Annotated in this window: 14 protein-coding genes; 1 reads left to right on the top strand and 13 read right to left on the bottom strand. The window is 66.9% G+C overall.

The window, feature by feature from the left end; translation table 11 throughout:
- Positions 1 to 73: 73 nt before the first annotated feature.
- From ACFXHA_RS12375 to ACFXHA_RS12355, 5 genes are read right to left on the bottom strand one after another with little or no spacing between them, the layout of a single operon-like run.
- Positions 74 to 1,819: a hypothetical protein gene (locus ACFXHA_RS12375; RefSeq protein WP_379355825.1), complete on the bottom strand. Its 1,746-nt coding sequence runs from the start codon at positions 1,817 to 1,819 to the stop codon at positions 74 to 76.
- 27 nt (positions 1,820 to 1,846) lie between these two features.
- Entirely contained in the window at positions 1,847 to 2,377 is a 531-nt protein-coding gene (locus ACFXHA_RS12370; RefSeq protein ID WP_379355823.1) for a hypothetical protein, read from the bottom strand.
- Between the two features lie 13 nt (positions 2,378 to 2,390).
- Positions 2,391 to 2,837 (bottom strand): hypothetical protein, encoded by a 447-nt coding sequence (locus ACFXHA_RS12365; protein WP_379355821.1) that lies wholly within the window; start codon positions 2,835 to 2,837, stop codon positions 2,391 to 2,393.
- Positions 2,834 to 4,072: an FG-GAP repeat domain-containing protein gene (locus tag ACFXHA_RS12360; protein ID WP_379355819.1), complete on the bottom strand. Its 1,239-nt coding sequence runs from the start codon at positions 4,070 to 4,072 to the stop codon at positions 2,834 to 2,836. The genes ACFXHA_RS12365 and ACFXHA_RS12360 overlap by 4 nt, the downstream gene beginning before the upstream one ends.
- 26 nt (positions 4,073 to 4,098) lie before the next feature.
- The gene (locus tag ACFXHA_RS12355) at positions 4,099 to 5,817 is read right to left on the bottom strand and encodes a hypothetical protein (RefSeq protein WP_379355817.1); all 1,719 of its coding nucleotides are present in this window, start codon (positions 5,815 to 5,817) and stop codon (positions 4,099 to 4,101) included.
- Between the two features lie 237 nt (positions 5,818 to 6,054).
- Here ACFXHA_RS12355 and ACFXHA_RS12350 point away from each other — a divergent pair, with 237 nt between their 5' ends.
- Positions 6,055 to 7,875, top strand: coding sequence for a hypothetical protein (locus ACFXHA_RS12350; protein ID WP_379355815.1), 1,821 nt, complete (start codon positions 6,055 to 6,057; stop codon positions 7,873 to 7,875).
- A gap of 11 nt (positions 7,876 to 7,886) precedes the next feature.
- Here ACFXHA_RS12350 and ACFXHA_RS12345 read toward each other — a convergent pair whose 3' ends face one another.
- From ACFXHA_RS12345 to ACFXHA_RS12310, 8 genes are all read right to left on the bottom strand, one after another.
- Positions 7,887 to 8,342, bottom strand: a complete 456-nt coding sequence (locus tag ACFXHA_RS12345) for a DoxX family protein (protein WP_379355813.1) — start codon at positions 8,340 to 8,342, stop codon at positions 7,887 to 7,889.
- Between the two features lie 91 nt (positions 8,343 to 8,433).
- Positions 8,434 to 9,003, bottom strand: coding sequence for a hypothetical protein (locus ACFXHA_RS12340; RefSeq protein ID WP_379355811.1), 570 nt, complete (start codon positions 9,001 to 9,003; stop codon positions 8,434 to 8,436).
- Positions 9,004 to 9,030: 27 nt separating this feature from the next.
- Positions 9,031 to 10,002, bottom strand: coding sequence for an MlaD family protein (locus tag ACFXHA_RS12335; RefSeq protein ID WP_379355809.1), 972 nt, complete (start codon positions 10,000 to 10,002; stop codon positions 9,031 to 9,033).
- Complete coding sequence (locus ACFXHA_RS12330; RefSeq protein ID WP_379355807.1) at positions 9,999 to 11,060, bottom strand: MlaD family protein; 1,062 nt, start codon at positions 11,058 to 11,060, stop codon at positions 9,999 to 10,001. Before ACFXHA_RS12330 ends, ACFXHA_RS12335 begins: the two co-directional genes overlap by 4 nt.
- Entirely contained in the window at positions 11,057 to 12,157 is a 1,101-nt protein-coding gene (locus ACFXHA_RS12325) for an MlaD family protein (RefSeq protein WP_379355805.1), read from the bottom strand. The genes ACFXHA_RS12330 and ACFXHA_RS12325 overlap by 4 nt, the downstream gene beginning before the upstream one ends.
- A 3-nt stretch (positions 12,158 to 12,160) precedes the next feature.
- Positions 12,161 to 13,132 carry an MlaD family protein gene (locus ACFXHA_RS12320; protein ID WP_379355803.1) on the bottom strand — a complete coding sequence of 324 codons (972 nt, stop codon included), beginning with the start codon at positions 13,130 to 13,132 and terminating at the stop codon, positions 12,161 to 12,163.
- Positions 13,120 to 14,142: an MlaD family protein gene (locus tag ACFXHA_RS12315; RefSeq protein ID WP_379355801.1), complete on the bottom strand. Its 1,023-nt coding sequence runs from the start codon at positions 14,140 to 14,142 to the stop codon at positions 13,120 to 13,122. The genes ACFXHA_RS12320 and ACFXHA_RS12315 overlap by 13 nt, the downstream gene beginning before the upstream one ends.
- Positions 14,139 to 15,188 carry an MlaD family protein gene (locus ACFXHA_RS12310; protein WP_379355799.1) on the bottom strand — a complete coding sequence of 350 codons (1,050 nt, stop codon included), beginning with the start codon at positions 15,186 to 15,188 and terminating at the stop codon, positions 14,139 to 14,141. The genes ACFXHA_RS12315 and ACFXHA_RS12310 overlap by 4 nt, the downstream gene beginning before the upstream one ends.
- Position 15,189 lies beyond the last annotated feature (1 nt).

The following is a 15,189-nucleotide window of genomic DNA, read 5'->3' as shown; positions in this document are numbered from 1 at the left end:
AATTGCGACCTCGGCCAGCTGATTTGCGGCCTCAGCCGCGTGAATTGCGGCGTCAGCCAGTTGAAATGCGGCCTCAGCCGATGGTCCGGGCTGTGAAATCGGCGATCGCGACCCCGACCGGGTCGGGGCTGCCGTCGTTCTGAGTCTCCGCCCCGGCCAGAGTGTCGATATGGGTGTACCCCGGCACGATCACGCGCTGGAAGTGCGGTGCGGTCGGGATGATCGAGGCGGCCAGGTCCTGCGCGTCGAGGATGTCGTGCACGATGCTGTCGGTGCCGTTGATCGTGATCATCGGCTTCTGCATCACCTCGGCGTTGTACTTGATGTTCGACAGCGAACCGGTACGGCTGCCGCCCAGGGCGAGGAACGTGTCGTAGAGCACCCGGGTCGGGAAATACCATTCGGTGAATCCCAGTGGCCCGGTGACCATTCGGGCGAAGTCGTTGATGTCGACGACTTCCTTCCACGGATCGGTGTAGAACGTGGTCGGGGTGTGCCGGTAGTCGTCCCAGCTGTAGAGCGTGTTCGGATCGACCGGACCCACCCGCTTCTCGTGTCCGAGCGCGCCACCGACACCCAGCCCGATGAGCGGAATGTGCTGCAGCCCATCCGCTAGCGGGAACGTCTTCTCCTCCACCGGGCCACCCGCCAGCGTCCCCAGGCTCACCTGGTCCAGGCCGATGTTCATGCCGTTCTTGCTGAGCAGCTGACCGAACGCCGCCTGATTCGTGAAACGGAAGTCACGCAGACTGTTCGCGCCGGTGAGGAAGTCGGCCCAGGTGTTGGCACCGCCCACCCGGAACGTGCTGTCCAGTCCCCACGTCACCGGAAGACGTTTCAGCACATCGGATTCGGCGTCGGGTTCGAACTGGGCGGCCAGCCCCAGGATCGCCAGCGCGTTGAAGGTCTGCGGGTTGAAGATCGGGATCAGCGCATTGTCCGCCGGAGCCAGACCGAACTTCAGCAAGGCCGTCGAAATCGCTTCCGGCAGTGCCAGTCCCAGCTCACTGAGCTTGCTGAACAGCGGATCGACCTTCGAACCCACCGGATCCGCGGTCACCAGCGTGTCCAAGGCCACGAACCCGGCGCACTGGTTGTACCCGGCGTCGGCCCGGTTCCCGGTGAAGTCGGTCGCCGCGAACAATCCGGTGAGCAGCCCGCCCTGGGAATGCCCGCCGCACAACGTCTTCGTCTGCCGGAAGCCTTGATCCGGCAGCTCCCGGGTGAGCACCTCGTACTCGTCCTGCGAGGTCTGGGCGACGCCGAAGTCCGCGCCCATCTTGTCGCCCCACAGCCCGCGCCACCCCGGGAACGTCTTCCCGTCGATCTCCTTGCCGTTGTAGTAGTAATCGAGCGCAAGCCGGTAGTCGCCGGCCGCACGTGCCGCGTCGATGCCGGTGTTGTCCTGCTGGCAGACCCCGCGCCGGGCGATCGACCACCACTCCGCCTTCTTGCCCGTTCCCGCCAACTGGTGCAGCGTATTTCGCGCCACTCGGTCCATCGAGTACGCGCTGCCGGTCGCCCCGGGCTGCATGACCAGCACGGCGTCGGCCTGCTCGGGATCCTCGGGCCCGTCGGTGAGCCGGTAGCGCAAGTAGCTGATCTTGTCGCATTCCGGCGGGTGCGGGCCTGCGGACGGCAGCATCGGACTGTCCAGGGTGATCTCGCGGACCTCGATGCCGCCCCAGTTCTCGACGACTTGCTCGGTGCGCCCGGGTGTTTCGGCAGTGGCCAGCCCGGCGGCGACGAGGCAGCTCGAGGTGGTGACCGCGACGGCGGTCAGCGCTGTCAGGCCGCGCAGGCGGGTGGGGGATCGCATCGGTGGGATACCTCTGTGGTCGGTGGGTCAGTTGACGAAGCGGAAGCAGGTGCGCTGACCCGCGTCGCCGGGCTGCATGGCGCGATGGCACACCATGGCGTAATCACGGCCCGGATGGTTCGACAGGTAGTTCCAGACGGTCAGATTGGAGTGCAGCGGGACCACCTCCTGCGTACCGTCCTTGAGGTACAGCGTCATCTCGGCGTCCGCGCCGTTCGGATCGCCCAGCTTCAGATCGGCCAGCCAGCCCAGCGTCCAGATCGGGAGATCGGGGCTGACATACCAGTTGCCCGCGTCGTAGGTCGCCCACTCGGGCGTGAGATCGGTGTGCTTGAAGTCGAATCCGGCCAGATTGACATTGAAGTTGATCGGCGGTAGCCAGCCCGCGCTGGTGGTCAGGCCCGGGGGCAGCGGTGCGGGCTGCGGCGCGGCCGGTTCGTTGACCGCGGGAGTGTCGGCCGGGGTGGGTGTGTCGGCGAGCGCCGGGGCGGCGGGCATGGCCGCGAGGGCGGCCAGGGCCATGCCGGTGCACATCCGTCGGGTGAAAGAGGCAGTCATGAAAGGGCTTTCGTCAGTCGTTGGGGAAACGCAGGCAGGTGCGAGTCCGGTACGGGTCGGTGGTGATCTCCGCGCACACCTCGGCGTACACGCCCGCGGGACGGCCCGCGGTGACCGCGTAGATCACCGGCAGCCCGCACGTGGTGCCCACCGGCACGATCTCCGGCGAGCTCCCGTCCTTGGGGTAGAACGCGTACTGACCCGAAACACAGTGCCCGCCCGCGGTTGTCGCCAGCACACCGAGCACGCCCGGCGCGACGGCCGGGGTCAGCGTGCCGATGTCACCGTCGAACACCGCACCGGCCGGAGCAGTGGTCAGGTGATTGATGCTGGTGCCGCCGAAACTGGTGCCCCACGACAGCATCGGCTCCACGGCATTCGCCCCGGGTGCGCCGAGCGACGCGGTGACCGCGAGCGCACTCCCGGTCACCGCCAGCCCGGCCGTGATCATGCTCTTCATCGATCCTGTTGTCCTTCATCGGAATTGAGGGGAATGCGGTTGCGCAGCACGGCCACGGACTCCGACAGCATGCTCATGGTGATGATGTCGTCGTGGCGGTCGTTGTCCAGGCGCACGGCCTCACCGGCCTGTGAACCCAGCCCGATGGTGTGCTGCTCGACATAGCTGAAGGTCCGGTCGCCGTTGTTGCGATAGACCATCGCCGTCGACGGCACGTATTGCATGGCGGCTATATCCTTGCGGCCGCTACCGGTGAAGTCGCCGATCGCGATGGCGCACGGGGCGATCGGGCCGAAGGTCATCTGCGGCGGCCCGAAATTGCCGTGGCCGTCGCCGTAGCTGATCGAGAAGCTGAATGCCGCGACATTCGCGGAGATGACATCGACATTGCCGTCGCCATCCATGTCGACTGCCTTCAGATCCTCGTCCGGCAGCGGCAGCAGATTCCAGCGCGGCGGCAAGAATCCGCCATGATGATCGTTGATCAGCACCCAGAACCCGGTGGTGCCCAGATCGCCGGTGATGATGTCGTCGTAGCCGTCATTGTCGACATCGGCCACCAACACCGTGGAGCGGATCAAACCCGCTGCCAGCCACTGCGGTTCGGCAAAGTGACCGGTCCCGTCATTGTGCATGACGCCGATCGCGCCGGGCACCGGCACCAGATTGTTGAAGGCGAGATCCAAATGCCCGGTGTGGTTGAAATCGCCGAGCTCCACACCCACCGGCAGCCCGCCGGTGCGGTAGGTGACATCGGGATTCGGGTCGCGTGCATACACCCGGTCGACGCTGAAATTGCCGTTGCCGTCATTGAACAGCACCGTGATGCTGAGCTGATTGCTCACCACCAGATCCAGGTTCCCGGTGCCCCGCAGATCGCCCGCGACCACGGCGTTCGCGCCGATCTCGGTGGGAATGAACTGGGTTCGGCGCAGCTTCCCGTGCCCGTCTCCGCGCATGATCGCGACCCCGCCGGCCACACCGGTGGCGGCCACCGACTGATTGCCGTCGTGGAAGAAGTCACCGGTGGCCATCGTCTGCGAGCCGTACCCGGAACCCAGTCCGCCCGCGTAGTACTCGACCGAATCCTCGAACACCGGATTCGGTCCGGTGGATCCGGTGAGGCTGGATCCGCTGTCCGGGGCGGCGCTCGCCACGCCCGGAACGCTCAGCCCGGCCAGTGCCAGCGAGGCCGCCAGCGCGCCGGTGGTGAGCAGCGTCTTGTGTATCGACATGTGTTGCTTTCCTGAGGAATTCGGGGTCACTGCGGGGTGCAGTCGTGCCAGCCGGGACTGGAGGTGAGGTTCTGGAGGAAGATCTGCGGCCGCAGCACCTGCTCGAGAGTGGCGCGGTCGGGGATGGTGACGCACAGGCTCGGCCCGTCGTGGCCCTGCGGCGCGTACTCGGTGGCCACCGCCCGGGACAGCCCGTCGATCGGCGTGCTCAGCGCGTCACAGGCCGCCTGATCGGTGTCGGCGCGGCCATAACAGTTGAACCACGACATGGCGTAATGCACCGACAGCGCAGGCGATTTCACATTGTGCGGGACACCCAGCCAGTTGATGGAGTCGCCGTGGCTGCCGCCCTCGTAGGTGACCGTCATCATCGGGGAGGTGCTGCGCGGGTCGCGGCGCTCGAAGTCGTAGAGATCTTTGGTGCCGATCGGGCCGTCGGTCGCCGAGAGGATCGGATTCGGGATGATGAGACCGTTCTCGTTGAGCCCGGGGATATCGAGATCGGCGGTCTGGTACTGCACCGCCGCCGACGCCACCGACTGCGTGAACCCTGACATCCCCACGAACGAGTCGACCCGGGGGATCGGCCGCCCGTCGTACCCGTGGCCCTGATCCTGCCAGCGCAGATACGAGGACATGCCGATCGAGCCGACCGACTGACCCCACAGGTTGATGTGATCGAGATCCAGCAGATCCAGCCACGGATTGCGCTGATTCTCACCCTCGGGCGCATACGCCGGATTGATCCGCACCAGACGCGGATTCTGCAGCCGCAGCAGGTTTCCGACCTCGTTGTTCAGATCGCTGATGGCCGTGATGTCCTGCCCCGCCACCCAGCGCGTCACATCCTGCGCGTCCAGGCACGACCCCGGCGCGAAGCACCCCCACGACGCCAGCAGCGGCGTGAGCAGATCCAGCGCGTTGCCGTCACTGCCCGGCTGCCCGGCCTGCGCGAAGGTGAAGCTGACGAACCCGTTGCGGGCCGCGCCCATCGCGTACATGCCCACATCGCTCTGATGCTCCGACGCACCCGGGAAGCCGATGGTCACGGGATGCTTCTGCGCATCGGGATGATCCGGATCGACCCCGGCGGGGAAGAACACCTTGCCCGCCAACGAGATTCCGCGCGCATTGACGATGCGGAACTTCTTCACCGTGGCCAGCTTGAACGTCACCGGTGCGTCGGTCGGGGCGCAGCTGCCGTCCTCGGTCTCGAACCACACCGTGCCGTCGGGGTTGTTGCACGGCAGCCGGTACTGCGCCTGCGCGTAGGCCGGATCGTCGTAATCGTCGTCGTGCAGCGCGTCCTCGGCGTCCGCGACTCCGAAGCGCCCGTTGTGATTCCAGTCCGGAATGTAGGCCGGATGGGTCGGCAGTCCGAGCCCGAACGGCGCGACATGGGTCAGCGCGTCCCAGAACTTCTGTGCCGCCGCCGCCGCGCCGGACGCGCCCTGCGGGGTGTGCCAGGTCTCCGGCTTGGTGAGATCCACGAACGGCTCCGACAGGCGGCCCGCCGTGTCGAGAATGCCTGCCTGCACGAAGTATTGGAGCTGGCCGGGCGTCATCGCGTCGACGAAGGTTCCGGTGAACAGCTGCCCGATCTCGGTGAACACGTACGACGGGTCCGGCGGCTGCGGTCCGGGATAGGCGTCGGCCTGTGCGGGGGCGGCCGACAGCCCGCCCAGCGCCAGCAACGCCACCGCCGGCAGCGCTGCCAGACCACGAATACGACGGGCTCTACGCACCCGGACCTCCTGGTTCACCTCGATCGCGACCCGGATCGACTGTGATCCGGGTCTCTCTCGCATTGAACTGGCTCAGACAATGTCAGGGCAGTTCGCCGGAAGACAGGTGATTGACATAAACCGACAGAATTCGCGCGGCTGATAACGACAACAAGTTGGCCGATCACGTCCTCGCGTCCGGTGCACGCCAGGGATTTCACTGTCTGATGCACTGCGGAACAAGAGGGAGGACCCAACGTGAACGTTTCGACCCGGGCTCGGATTCGCTGCGCCACAGCGATATTCGCCGTCGGCCTGCTGGGCTGTGCCGCCGCGCCCGCGGTGGCCGAGCCCCCCGACCCCGCCGCGACGGCACCCGCCACTCCCGACACCGTGGACCCGGCCTACATCCTGCAGAACATGGCCATGCTGCTGCAGGGCTATCAGCACGATTGGGCGCAGCCCGCCGAATGGCAGTACTGGATCAGCCACCTGACCAGCCTGCCGGGCCGTGCCTTCGCCGACCTCGCGCCCATGCTGGATCCCGGGCAATACCAGGGTCCCGACGGACAGCAGAAGCTGCGCGACAACATCCAGAAGGTGCTCGACGAGACCATCCGCCAGCTCCCGACTGCCCTCGGCGCGCAACCGATCGCGGCCAATCGGCTGTTCCTGCCGAACTGGAGTCACAGCGGCGTCTTCGGCGACGCCGCCGACAACGTCCTCGACGGCGACTCACCGACCACCAGCCCCGGAAATGTCGGCCTCACCGGGGCGTTCCGCTACCCCTGCATCCAGCCCGACGACACCGTGCTCTACGAAACCCGCAGCGGCGACTGCGTTTCCGGCGACACCCCGGGCGCGGACTTCAAACTCGGTGAGGCCCGCAAGATCCAGATCGTGAACGCGCGCGGCCTGCGCATGGCCGCGACCCTGTGGCTGCCCGAGGACGCGCTCGGCGCGAATCCGGGCCGGAAGTTCCCCATGACGGTGTTCTCCAACGGTGCGGTGGTGCCGCAGTCCTCTTATTACGCCTACACCATGACCGCGGTCCGGCACGGCTACATCGGCCTCACCTACGACGAAGCCGGGCAGGGCGCGAGCGACGGCACGGTGCTCGACGAGGTCGTGCCCTACAACACCCCGCACTGCTTCGCGTCGGGCCCGTGCCGTGACATCGAGGACGTGGTGCGCTGGGTGGTCGGTGACGACATCCTCCCGGCATCGGACACGCAGTCCGTGCTGGGCGACACCTCCAGCCCGGTCGGATTCTGGAACACCGTGCACATTCCGCGCGTGGGCAAGCGATACGACCCCGCTTACGCTCCGGCCGGTGACAACGACCGCAATCCGCTGCTCGACCTGGTCGACACCGATCGGATCGGCCTGATGGCGCAGTCCATGGGTTCCATCGCCACCAGCCACTACCTCTACGACCTCGGCGAAGGCCAGGGCATGGACGGTCGTCCGCTACCGAAACCCGCTGCGGCGGTGCTCATGTCGGGGTTCGAACCGAGCTTCGGGAATGTGCCCACCCAGATCCAGACCGCCGACACCGACATCCCCGGCGTCACCGTCGGCGGCGTCTTCCCCGTCAACGATATCGATCTCGCGGGTGCGCATATCGGTTTCGACCCGACCGACGGTCCGCTGGGCGGCAAATCCTGGTACGACTGGGTCCGCGCCAATGCCCGCGACAACGCGCCCCTGCAGTTCCTGGTCCTGAAGGGCGGCAGTCACGGCGACACCTCCAATATCGACTTCGCCACCCCGCGTGCGGTCGGATCCTGGGCCGCCTCAACCCATTTCGCGGTCGACTGGCTCGACTGCAACATTCTGAAATCCGCGGACGCCTGCACCCGCGCCACCACCCCCGACGCCAATCTCTCCGAATCCGCCGCCGCCGAGGTCTCGCCGCAGGGTGCGGCCGGGCCCAGCTACTGCTTCACCACTCCCGTCCGCAACGACCTCGAAACTCTGCTGTTCGGCCCGCTGAAGGTCGCGCTGTCGCGGCTCTACGGCGCAGCCGACCCGGCCCCGTGCGTCCCTGCGGGCACCGCGATCCCCTTCAATCCGTAAGCGCGGCAAGCTCAGCCGGTCGTGGCATCCTGCCGCGACCGGCCTCGCCGTGCCAGCAGCGTGTCGAGGGCGAACGCACCGGAGCCCAGCACGGCGATGAGGAAGAACGACCAGCAGAATAGGGCCGCCGGCTCGCCACCGTTCACGATGGGCAGGATGCCGTGTTTCAGGTGCACGGTCAGGAATGCGTAGGCCATGGCACCCGAGCAGAGCAGAGCGGCCAGCCGGGTGCCCAGGCCCAAGGCCACGGCGGCCCCGGCCACCAGTTCGATGATGCCCGCCCACCAGTGCGGCCAACTGAAGAGCGCGGGGAGATGGCCGTAGGGGTGGACCGGCTTCCCGAACAGTTCGGAATAGCCGTGCAGGGCGAAGGAAACGCCGATGAGTATGCGGAACAGCCCGAGCACGATCCCGCCGAGCGCGGTGGGTTCGGTCCGGGGGCGCGTCTCCGTGGTCAGCAGGTGCATGACACATCTCCGAGTCGGGATCTCGGGTGAGCAGGGGCCTCACCTGGACTGATACCACGAGACAGCGCACGGGAACGTTCAGCGGACCGAGCTACTTGAGGGGGAGTGCGCCGTCCATGCCGCCGACATCGGTGACCTTCCAGTCGGAGCCGCGGTCCACGGTCACGTTGTAGGTGACCGTGGTCTGCGCGCCGTCGGGGTTCTGGGCATTGGTGGAGGTGACATTGATGAAGACGTTCACCTTGTAGACGCCACCCGACTCCGACATCACCTTGGCGGTGATCGGTGCGGCGGTGGAGGTCCACTTCAGGGGAGTCAGGATCTCCTGCAGTTTCGGTGCGGAGGTATCGAACTTGCTGGAGAGGGCGGGCGCGGTATTCGCCTTCAAACGACCCACCCAGGAGTTGAAGTCGGCGAAGTTGACCGTGGACGCGCCGACCGCGTAATCGGTGGCGACCTGTTCGGCATGCCGGTCGTCGGAGGCTCGAGCCTCGCGATGGGAGATGTCGCTCCGGGCGGCGATCAGGAATCCGGCCAGCGTCACGACCGCGATCGCGAGCACCGCGACCGCGGCCGTCCACCCGAGCGACGACACCGACAGCGACACGGTCCGCGGTTGCGGCCGGATCTGCTCGGAGTCGGTGTCCGCGTCCTTTTCCATTGCTGCTCCCAGGTTTTCGTGTGGCGGCTACTTCACCGAGATCTGCAAGCGCAGCGTCCCGTCGGGGCTGGTGGTGTGCAAGGCCTGCGCGATGAGCGCGCCGAGATCGAGCTTGCCCGCGGCGTCGATGCCCGCCGTGGCCAAGGGCTGGAACAGCGGAATGAACGGCGCGAGAGCGGGTCCCAGCTGATGCAACCGGGTGGTGAGCTGATTGAGCAGCGGCACCAGCCCGATGGTGTCGGGGGTGTCCACGAGATAGTCGCCGGGCACATCGCCCACCCGGATGACCCGGGCGATGGCCTCGGCCACATCGGCGACCCGCGGCCCGAAATCCGCCCACGGTCCGGCCGCGTCCACCAATGCCGGTCCCGCCCACGACATATCGGTGGCATGGTCCTGCAGCGAGGTCAGCAGCCGCCGGAGCGCGTCGGTGCGGCTCAGGAGAGTGGCGGCCAGCAGATCGGTGGCGTGCGAGAGTTGCGGCACGATCTGCTCGGTCCCGGCCAGGGCGCGGCTGAAGGTGTCCACGATGGAGGTCAGCGCGGCCGGATCCACCTGCCGCAGTAGGGCTGTCAGCGTCTTGGCGACCTCCGGGATCGACAGCGGCCGGGTGACCTGGTCGGCCTGCACGGTCTGCCCGTCGCGCAGATACGGTCCCGCGTCCCCGGTGGGCCGGAAGTCCAGCGAGGGCTCACCGAGCGCGGACAGATCCTCGATGCGGGCCGGACTCGCCACCGGGATGCGGTATTTCGCGTCCACTCGAAAATCCACCCGCACGCCCCGCCCGACGTGCCGGACACCCGTCACCCGGCCGACCTCGATACCTGACAGCAGCACCTTCGACCGGGGCAGCAGGCCACCGGATTCCGGCACCGACAGGGTCACGCGGATCTCGTGCCGGAACCAATCCACCCCCGCCACACCGAAACCCAGGTAGAGGCTGCCGGTGACCAGAATGACGAGGATGCTGCCCAGCGAGACCAGGGCATTCGGCTTCACCGCACCACTCCGATCATGCGCAACGCCCGCGCGACGGCATCGACCTGCACATCACCGGCCAGCGGCGGGGCACCCTCGACGGTCACCCCGGTGATGTTCACCTCGGGTTTCGCGGCGAACGGAACCACCTTGTCGCGCACCAACGCCACGAACCGATTCAGGTTCGAGGGCGCGCTCAGATCCAGCGGATTGGATCCGAACAGCAAGGGCACGAATGCTTTCGCGGTGGCATCACCGACGGTGAGCAGCGGCCCCAGCCAGCGGATCGCCTGCGCGATGATGCTGAGATTGCCGACCACGCCGAGGGTTTGGATCAGCGAGTTGGCGTCGGCGGGAATCTCCACCGACCCGCGCGGGCTCAGCAGTTCGGCGAGCTGACGCGGATTGTCCAGCACCGAACCGAGATCGGCCTGAATGCCGTCGAGGAAGCGGTCGACGGTATCGAGATTGCCGCTGACGTCCTCGACATCGCGGCCCAGGGTGCCGAAGATGCGGGCGGTGTCGGCGGGCTGCTCGGGCAGCACCGCATTGGACTGGTCGATGATCTGCTGCACCTGGTGCAGCGCGCCCCCGCCGATGAACTGCGAGAGCCCGGCCAGCAGATCCTCCACCTGCAGTGGCGCTTTCGTCCGCGCCAGGGGGATCACGCCACCCGGACGAATGGTCTGATCGAAACCCGTTGTGGGCGTGGTCAGGCCGATGAAGATATCGCCCAGAATGGTGTTCTGGCGCAACTGCGCGGTAGTGGTGGCGGGCAACCGGACGGAATCGGAGATCTCCACCACCGCCTCCACCCGGCCCGGTCCGGTGGGGGAGGGATCGATCACCCGCACCGACCGCAGGCTGCCGATTTTGGCGCCATTGGCGACCACCTTCGCCTGCGCGGGCAGATTCAGGGCATTGGCGAATTCGATGGTGACCGGATAGGTCGGGCCCGATACCGTCGCGCCGGGCATGGGGACCTTGGCCGGGTCCAGCGTGCAGCCGGTCAGGGCGGCGGCCAGGCCGAGCGCGAGTCCGGCACACAGGATCCGGTGTCGGAGGGGGGAAATGCTCATCGCGCACCTGCCAGTCCGAGCACGAGGGGAACGAGATTCACCGATGCCAGCCCGCCCGCCGCGCTGTGGCACTGCCCGGGCATCGCCGCGTCGACGGCGGCGCACACCTGGTCGGCGAGCACCTGCGGCAACGCGATCTTCGGTGCGGCATAGGTGATCCGGACCTGGCCGGTATCCGGATCGACAGCCTGCCGGAAGGCGTCGGCGAGCGACGGAATCATGTCGATGATCTTCTTCAGCGTGCCGATATTCGCCGACAACAACTTCAGATACGGGATGATCTCGTCGAGCCCGTCGAGGATCTCGTGCCCGTACTTGTGCGAAATATTGTTGAACATGGGGAAATCCACCAGCAGCCCGTTCAACAGCTGCACGGCGCTGGCCCACACCTCGTTGACCAGGGTCAGGCCCGGCGCGAAATCGGTGAGGGTGTGTTTGATATCGGACCAGTTGACCGAGACGCTCGCGGTCAGCGAGGCGAAGGCGTCGATGAGATCGCCCAGATGCCCGATGGCGGCGTCGGGTTGCCGCAGCGCGGTTCCGAGATCTTTGATGAGCTGATTGAGTTGCTGCCCGGTGTTGTCGGTGGCCTGGGCGAAGGCGGCTACCGCGTCGCGCACCCGGGTGCTCTCGGCCGGATCGCCGGAACCGTTGAGCTGATCGGCCAGCCCGGTGAAGGCGTGCAGCGTCTCGGTGATGCTCTTGGGGGTGAAGGTCTTGGTGATACAGGTCGATCGCGGCCAGTCGGTGCGGGACTTGGTGTCGCCCAGCACTTCCAGATCGCGATCGGCGAGCAGGGTGTCGGAGACGGTGGTGGCCATGACCTCGCCGCGCAGTGGATGGTCGGCCTGCACCTCGAAATCGACGCGCACACTCGGTCCTTCGGCGCGCAGCGCGCGCACCGTGCCGACCGGGATGCCGAGCATGGTGACGTGATTGCCGGGGTAGAGGCCCACCGCGTCGGGCATGATCGCGCAATAGCTCTGCGTCTTCTTCAGCGGATCGAAGGCGATCAGGTAGGCCACCAGCGCGACGAGCACCGCCATGGTGACGCCGACGGCGGTGAGGAAACCCTGCGATCCCAGGACGCGTTTCATGCCTCAGCACCCCCGGCCGGGGACCGGGACACAGACGGTGACCGCCGACTGGTCCACCACGATCCCGCTCGCGGGCGTCACGTCCTGCTTCAAGCGCAACTGCAATCCGGTGAGGGTCGCGACCAGTGTGTCGAGTCGCGCACCCAGATCCTTCAGCTGCGGCAGTGCCGCGAGCAGCTTGTCCACCAATGGTTCCAGCTGGGTGCGCCAGGTCGGTTCGAGCCCGGCGATGCGGGCGAGTAGTTCACCCGCCACCTGCAGCGCCTCCTTGATGCCCGCCGCCTGACCCAGACCCTCGGTCTCGAGCAGGCCGATCTTGCGCACGAACGTGCCCAGCAGCGATTTGTTCCGATCGATGGCGGTGAGGAATTCGTCGGTGACGGTGAGTGCGCGCGAGACCTCCGCGTTCTGGCGGTCCAGGATGCCGACGAAGGCCTGGGTGGCATTGCCGATGCGGCGCAGCGCATCCGGGCTGCCGGTCAGCGAACCCTCCAGGGCGGCCAGGTTCTTGCGCAGCGTGTCACCGTCGACCTGCGCGACCGGGGTGGCGGCGTCCTGGAGCGTGCGAATGAGGCTGTAGGGCAGGCGAACCCGATCCGGGGCGATCACCGACTTGCCGAGCGGCTTGTCCCCGGCCGGGAATGCCGCCACATAATGGCCGCCCACGACGGTCAGCATGCGGACTTCCAAAGTGGTCTGATCGCCCAGCACGACATTGTCGCTGACGGTGAACGTCATCCGCACCCGATCCGGCAGCAGCCGTAGCGATTTCACGCTCCCGACATGCACCCCGGCAATGCGGATCTCGTCGCCCGCCTGCACCGAGCGGCCCTCGGTCAGATCGGCGGTGTAGGTGGTCTTCCCGATCGGCAGCACGTACAGCACGCCGACCGCGATGAGCAGCACCACCAGTGCGGCCGCGCCGTACAGGCCGAAACGCAGGTCCCGATCATTGCGGGCGCTCAACCATTGCATATCGAGATCCTCTGGCCGGCAATGAGAATCGACAGCGGGTCGGGCAGCTGGGCCTGTCCCTTGGAACACGACAGCTGCAACTGGCCGGGCGGCACATCGGCCGGCGGCAGCAGATTGCTCATCGACTGCAGCAGCCCGGGCAGCGTGCCGAGCAGATCCAGCGCGGCCTGCGGATCGGGGAACAGCAGCCGGAAATCCTTGTCCAGACTCGGATTGTCGAAGACCGTGAGCCCGAGAATCGACATGATGCTGTTGAGCGGCGCGAGCGTGGACGGGGTCACGGCGGCCAGCTGCAGCAGTCCGTCCACCTGATCCTGGAAAACCGTGAACACATCCGCCAGCCCTTTGAGCAGGGTGATCAGGTACGGGGACTTGCCGCCGATCTGATCGGAGATCGACCGCAGATTCGACACGATGGCGCTGAGCACCGTCTGCCGATCGGTGACATAGCGGCTGAGCTTCTCGAAAGCGTCCAGGGCGGGCCCGATCCCGGTGCCGTCACCCTGGATGACGGCCAGGACGCTCTCCGCGAACTTGTTGAGCGCACCGGGGGAGAACTCCTGCAGCACCGGTTGCAGACCGTTGAACAACTGGGTGATGTCGAAGGACGGCACGGTCTTGTCGGCATCGATGGCGCTACCGGGGGGCAGTCGCGTGCCGGATGAATCCGGTTGCCGGACATCGATATACCGCTGCCCGGTCAGTGACTGATAGCGGATGGCGAGCACACTGGCGGTGTAGATCGGCCGATCCGATTGCACCGTGAACCGCACCCGCGCCTGATTGCCCCGCAGGTCGATACCGGTGACCTTGCCGACCTGCACCCCGTACATGCGCACGTCGTCACCGGACTTCAACCCGCTGGCATCGGTGAATGCGGCACTGTAGCCGTCGGTTCGGCCGCCGACCGGGCGCGTGATCGCGGTGATCACGACCGCCAGCAGTACGCCCATGACAGCGGTGAACACCCCCAGTCGCACCAGCACTCCCCGCAAGGTGGGCCGCTTCATCGGCCCGCTCCCGGTGTGGTCAGCGCGGCGAACGCCTGCTGACCCAGCAGCGGTACCGCCAAACCCGGCACCCCGCGCAGAGTCACCGCGACATCGATCGAGGTCCCGTCCGGTCCGGTGGTGAACATCCGGTCCAGCCGGCCGATCAGCTCCGACAAATTCGCCTGCGCCGCGGCCGGATCCGGGACCATGGCCGCCATCGCCGACAGCAGCGGCGCGAACATGTCGGCGGCCGAGCCGAAATAGGTGCCCAAGGCGTCGGCGAGCGATCCGATGGCCGGAAACGTCTGATTGGCGATCATATTGACCGATGCGTCGTATTTGGCCCGATCATTCACGAACACCTCGATATTCATGATGGTGTCGAAGAGCTTGAAGGTTGAGGAACTGAAGTCGCCGAAGCCGCGCAGGAACGACCCGTACTGGTCGATCAGGAACGACGAGGCGTAGCGCTGGGTGTCCGACACCGTCCGCGCCAGGGTCACCACCGCCCGCAGGATCGGCGCGAATGCCCGTAGATCCGAACTGAACTGGGTGAGCAACGCGGTGAGCTTCGGGGTGAGCACCTGCGTGGAGGTGTCGGTGAGGCTGCGCAGCAGCGCGCCCATGGTGACATCGTCGACACGCCCGCCCAGATCGATGACCATGCCCGACCGCAACGGGGTGCCGCCGGTCCCGGGGTGCACCGTGACGGCGCTGATGCCGAAGAGATTCTCCGGGGCGTAATCCACGCTCAACGCGTCGGTCAGCTCGGAGGTCTGCGACCGGTCGAGATCCAGGCTCAGCAACTGCCGTCCCTGATCGACCGGCTGTACCGCGGTGATGCGGCCCACCGCCACCCCGTCCAGCCGCACCGTCGTACCCGGCACGATGCCGTCACCGATCTCACTGGTGCGCAACTGGATTCGAACCCGGTCGGGGACCGGCGCGTGCGAGTAGGCGTACCAGGCCACGACCAGTGCCGCGACCAGCGCGACCACCACGACGCCCAGCACGCGCGCGCCGGTGCGGCCCACCGTCACCCCGGGTATCGAATAGTTCGGCATG

The organism is Nocardia sp. NPDC059240, from assembly GCF_042753865.1.
Lineage (GTDB): Bacteria > Actinomycetota > Actinomycetes > Mycobacteriales > Mycobacteriaceae > Nocardia.
Note: the sequence above shows the minus strand (reverse complement) of the source record. Positions and strands in the feature narration are given on the sequence as shown.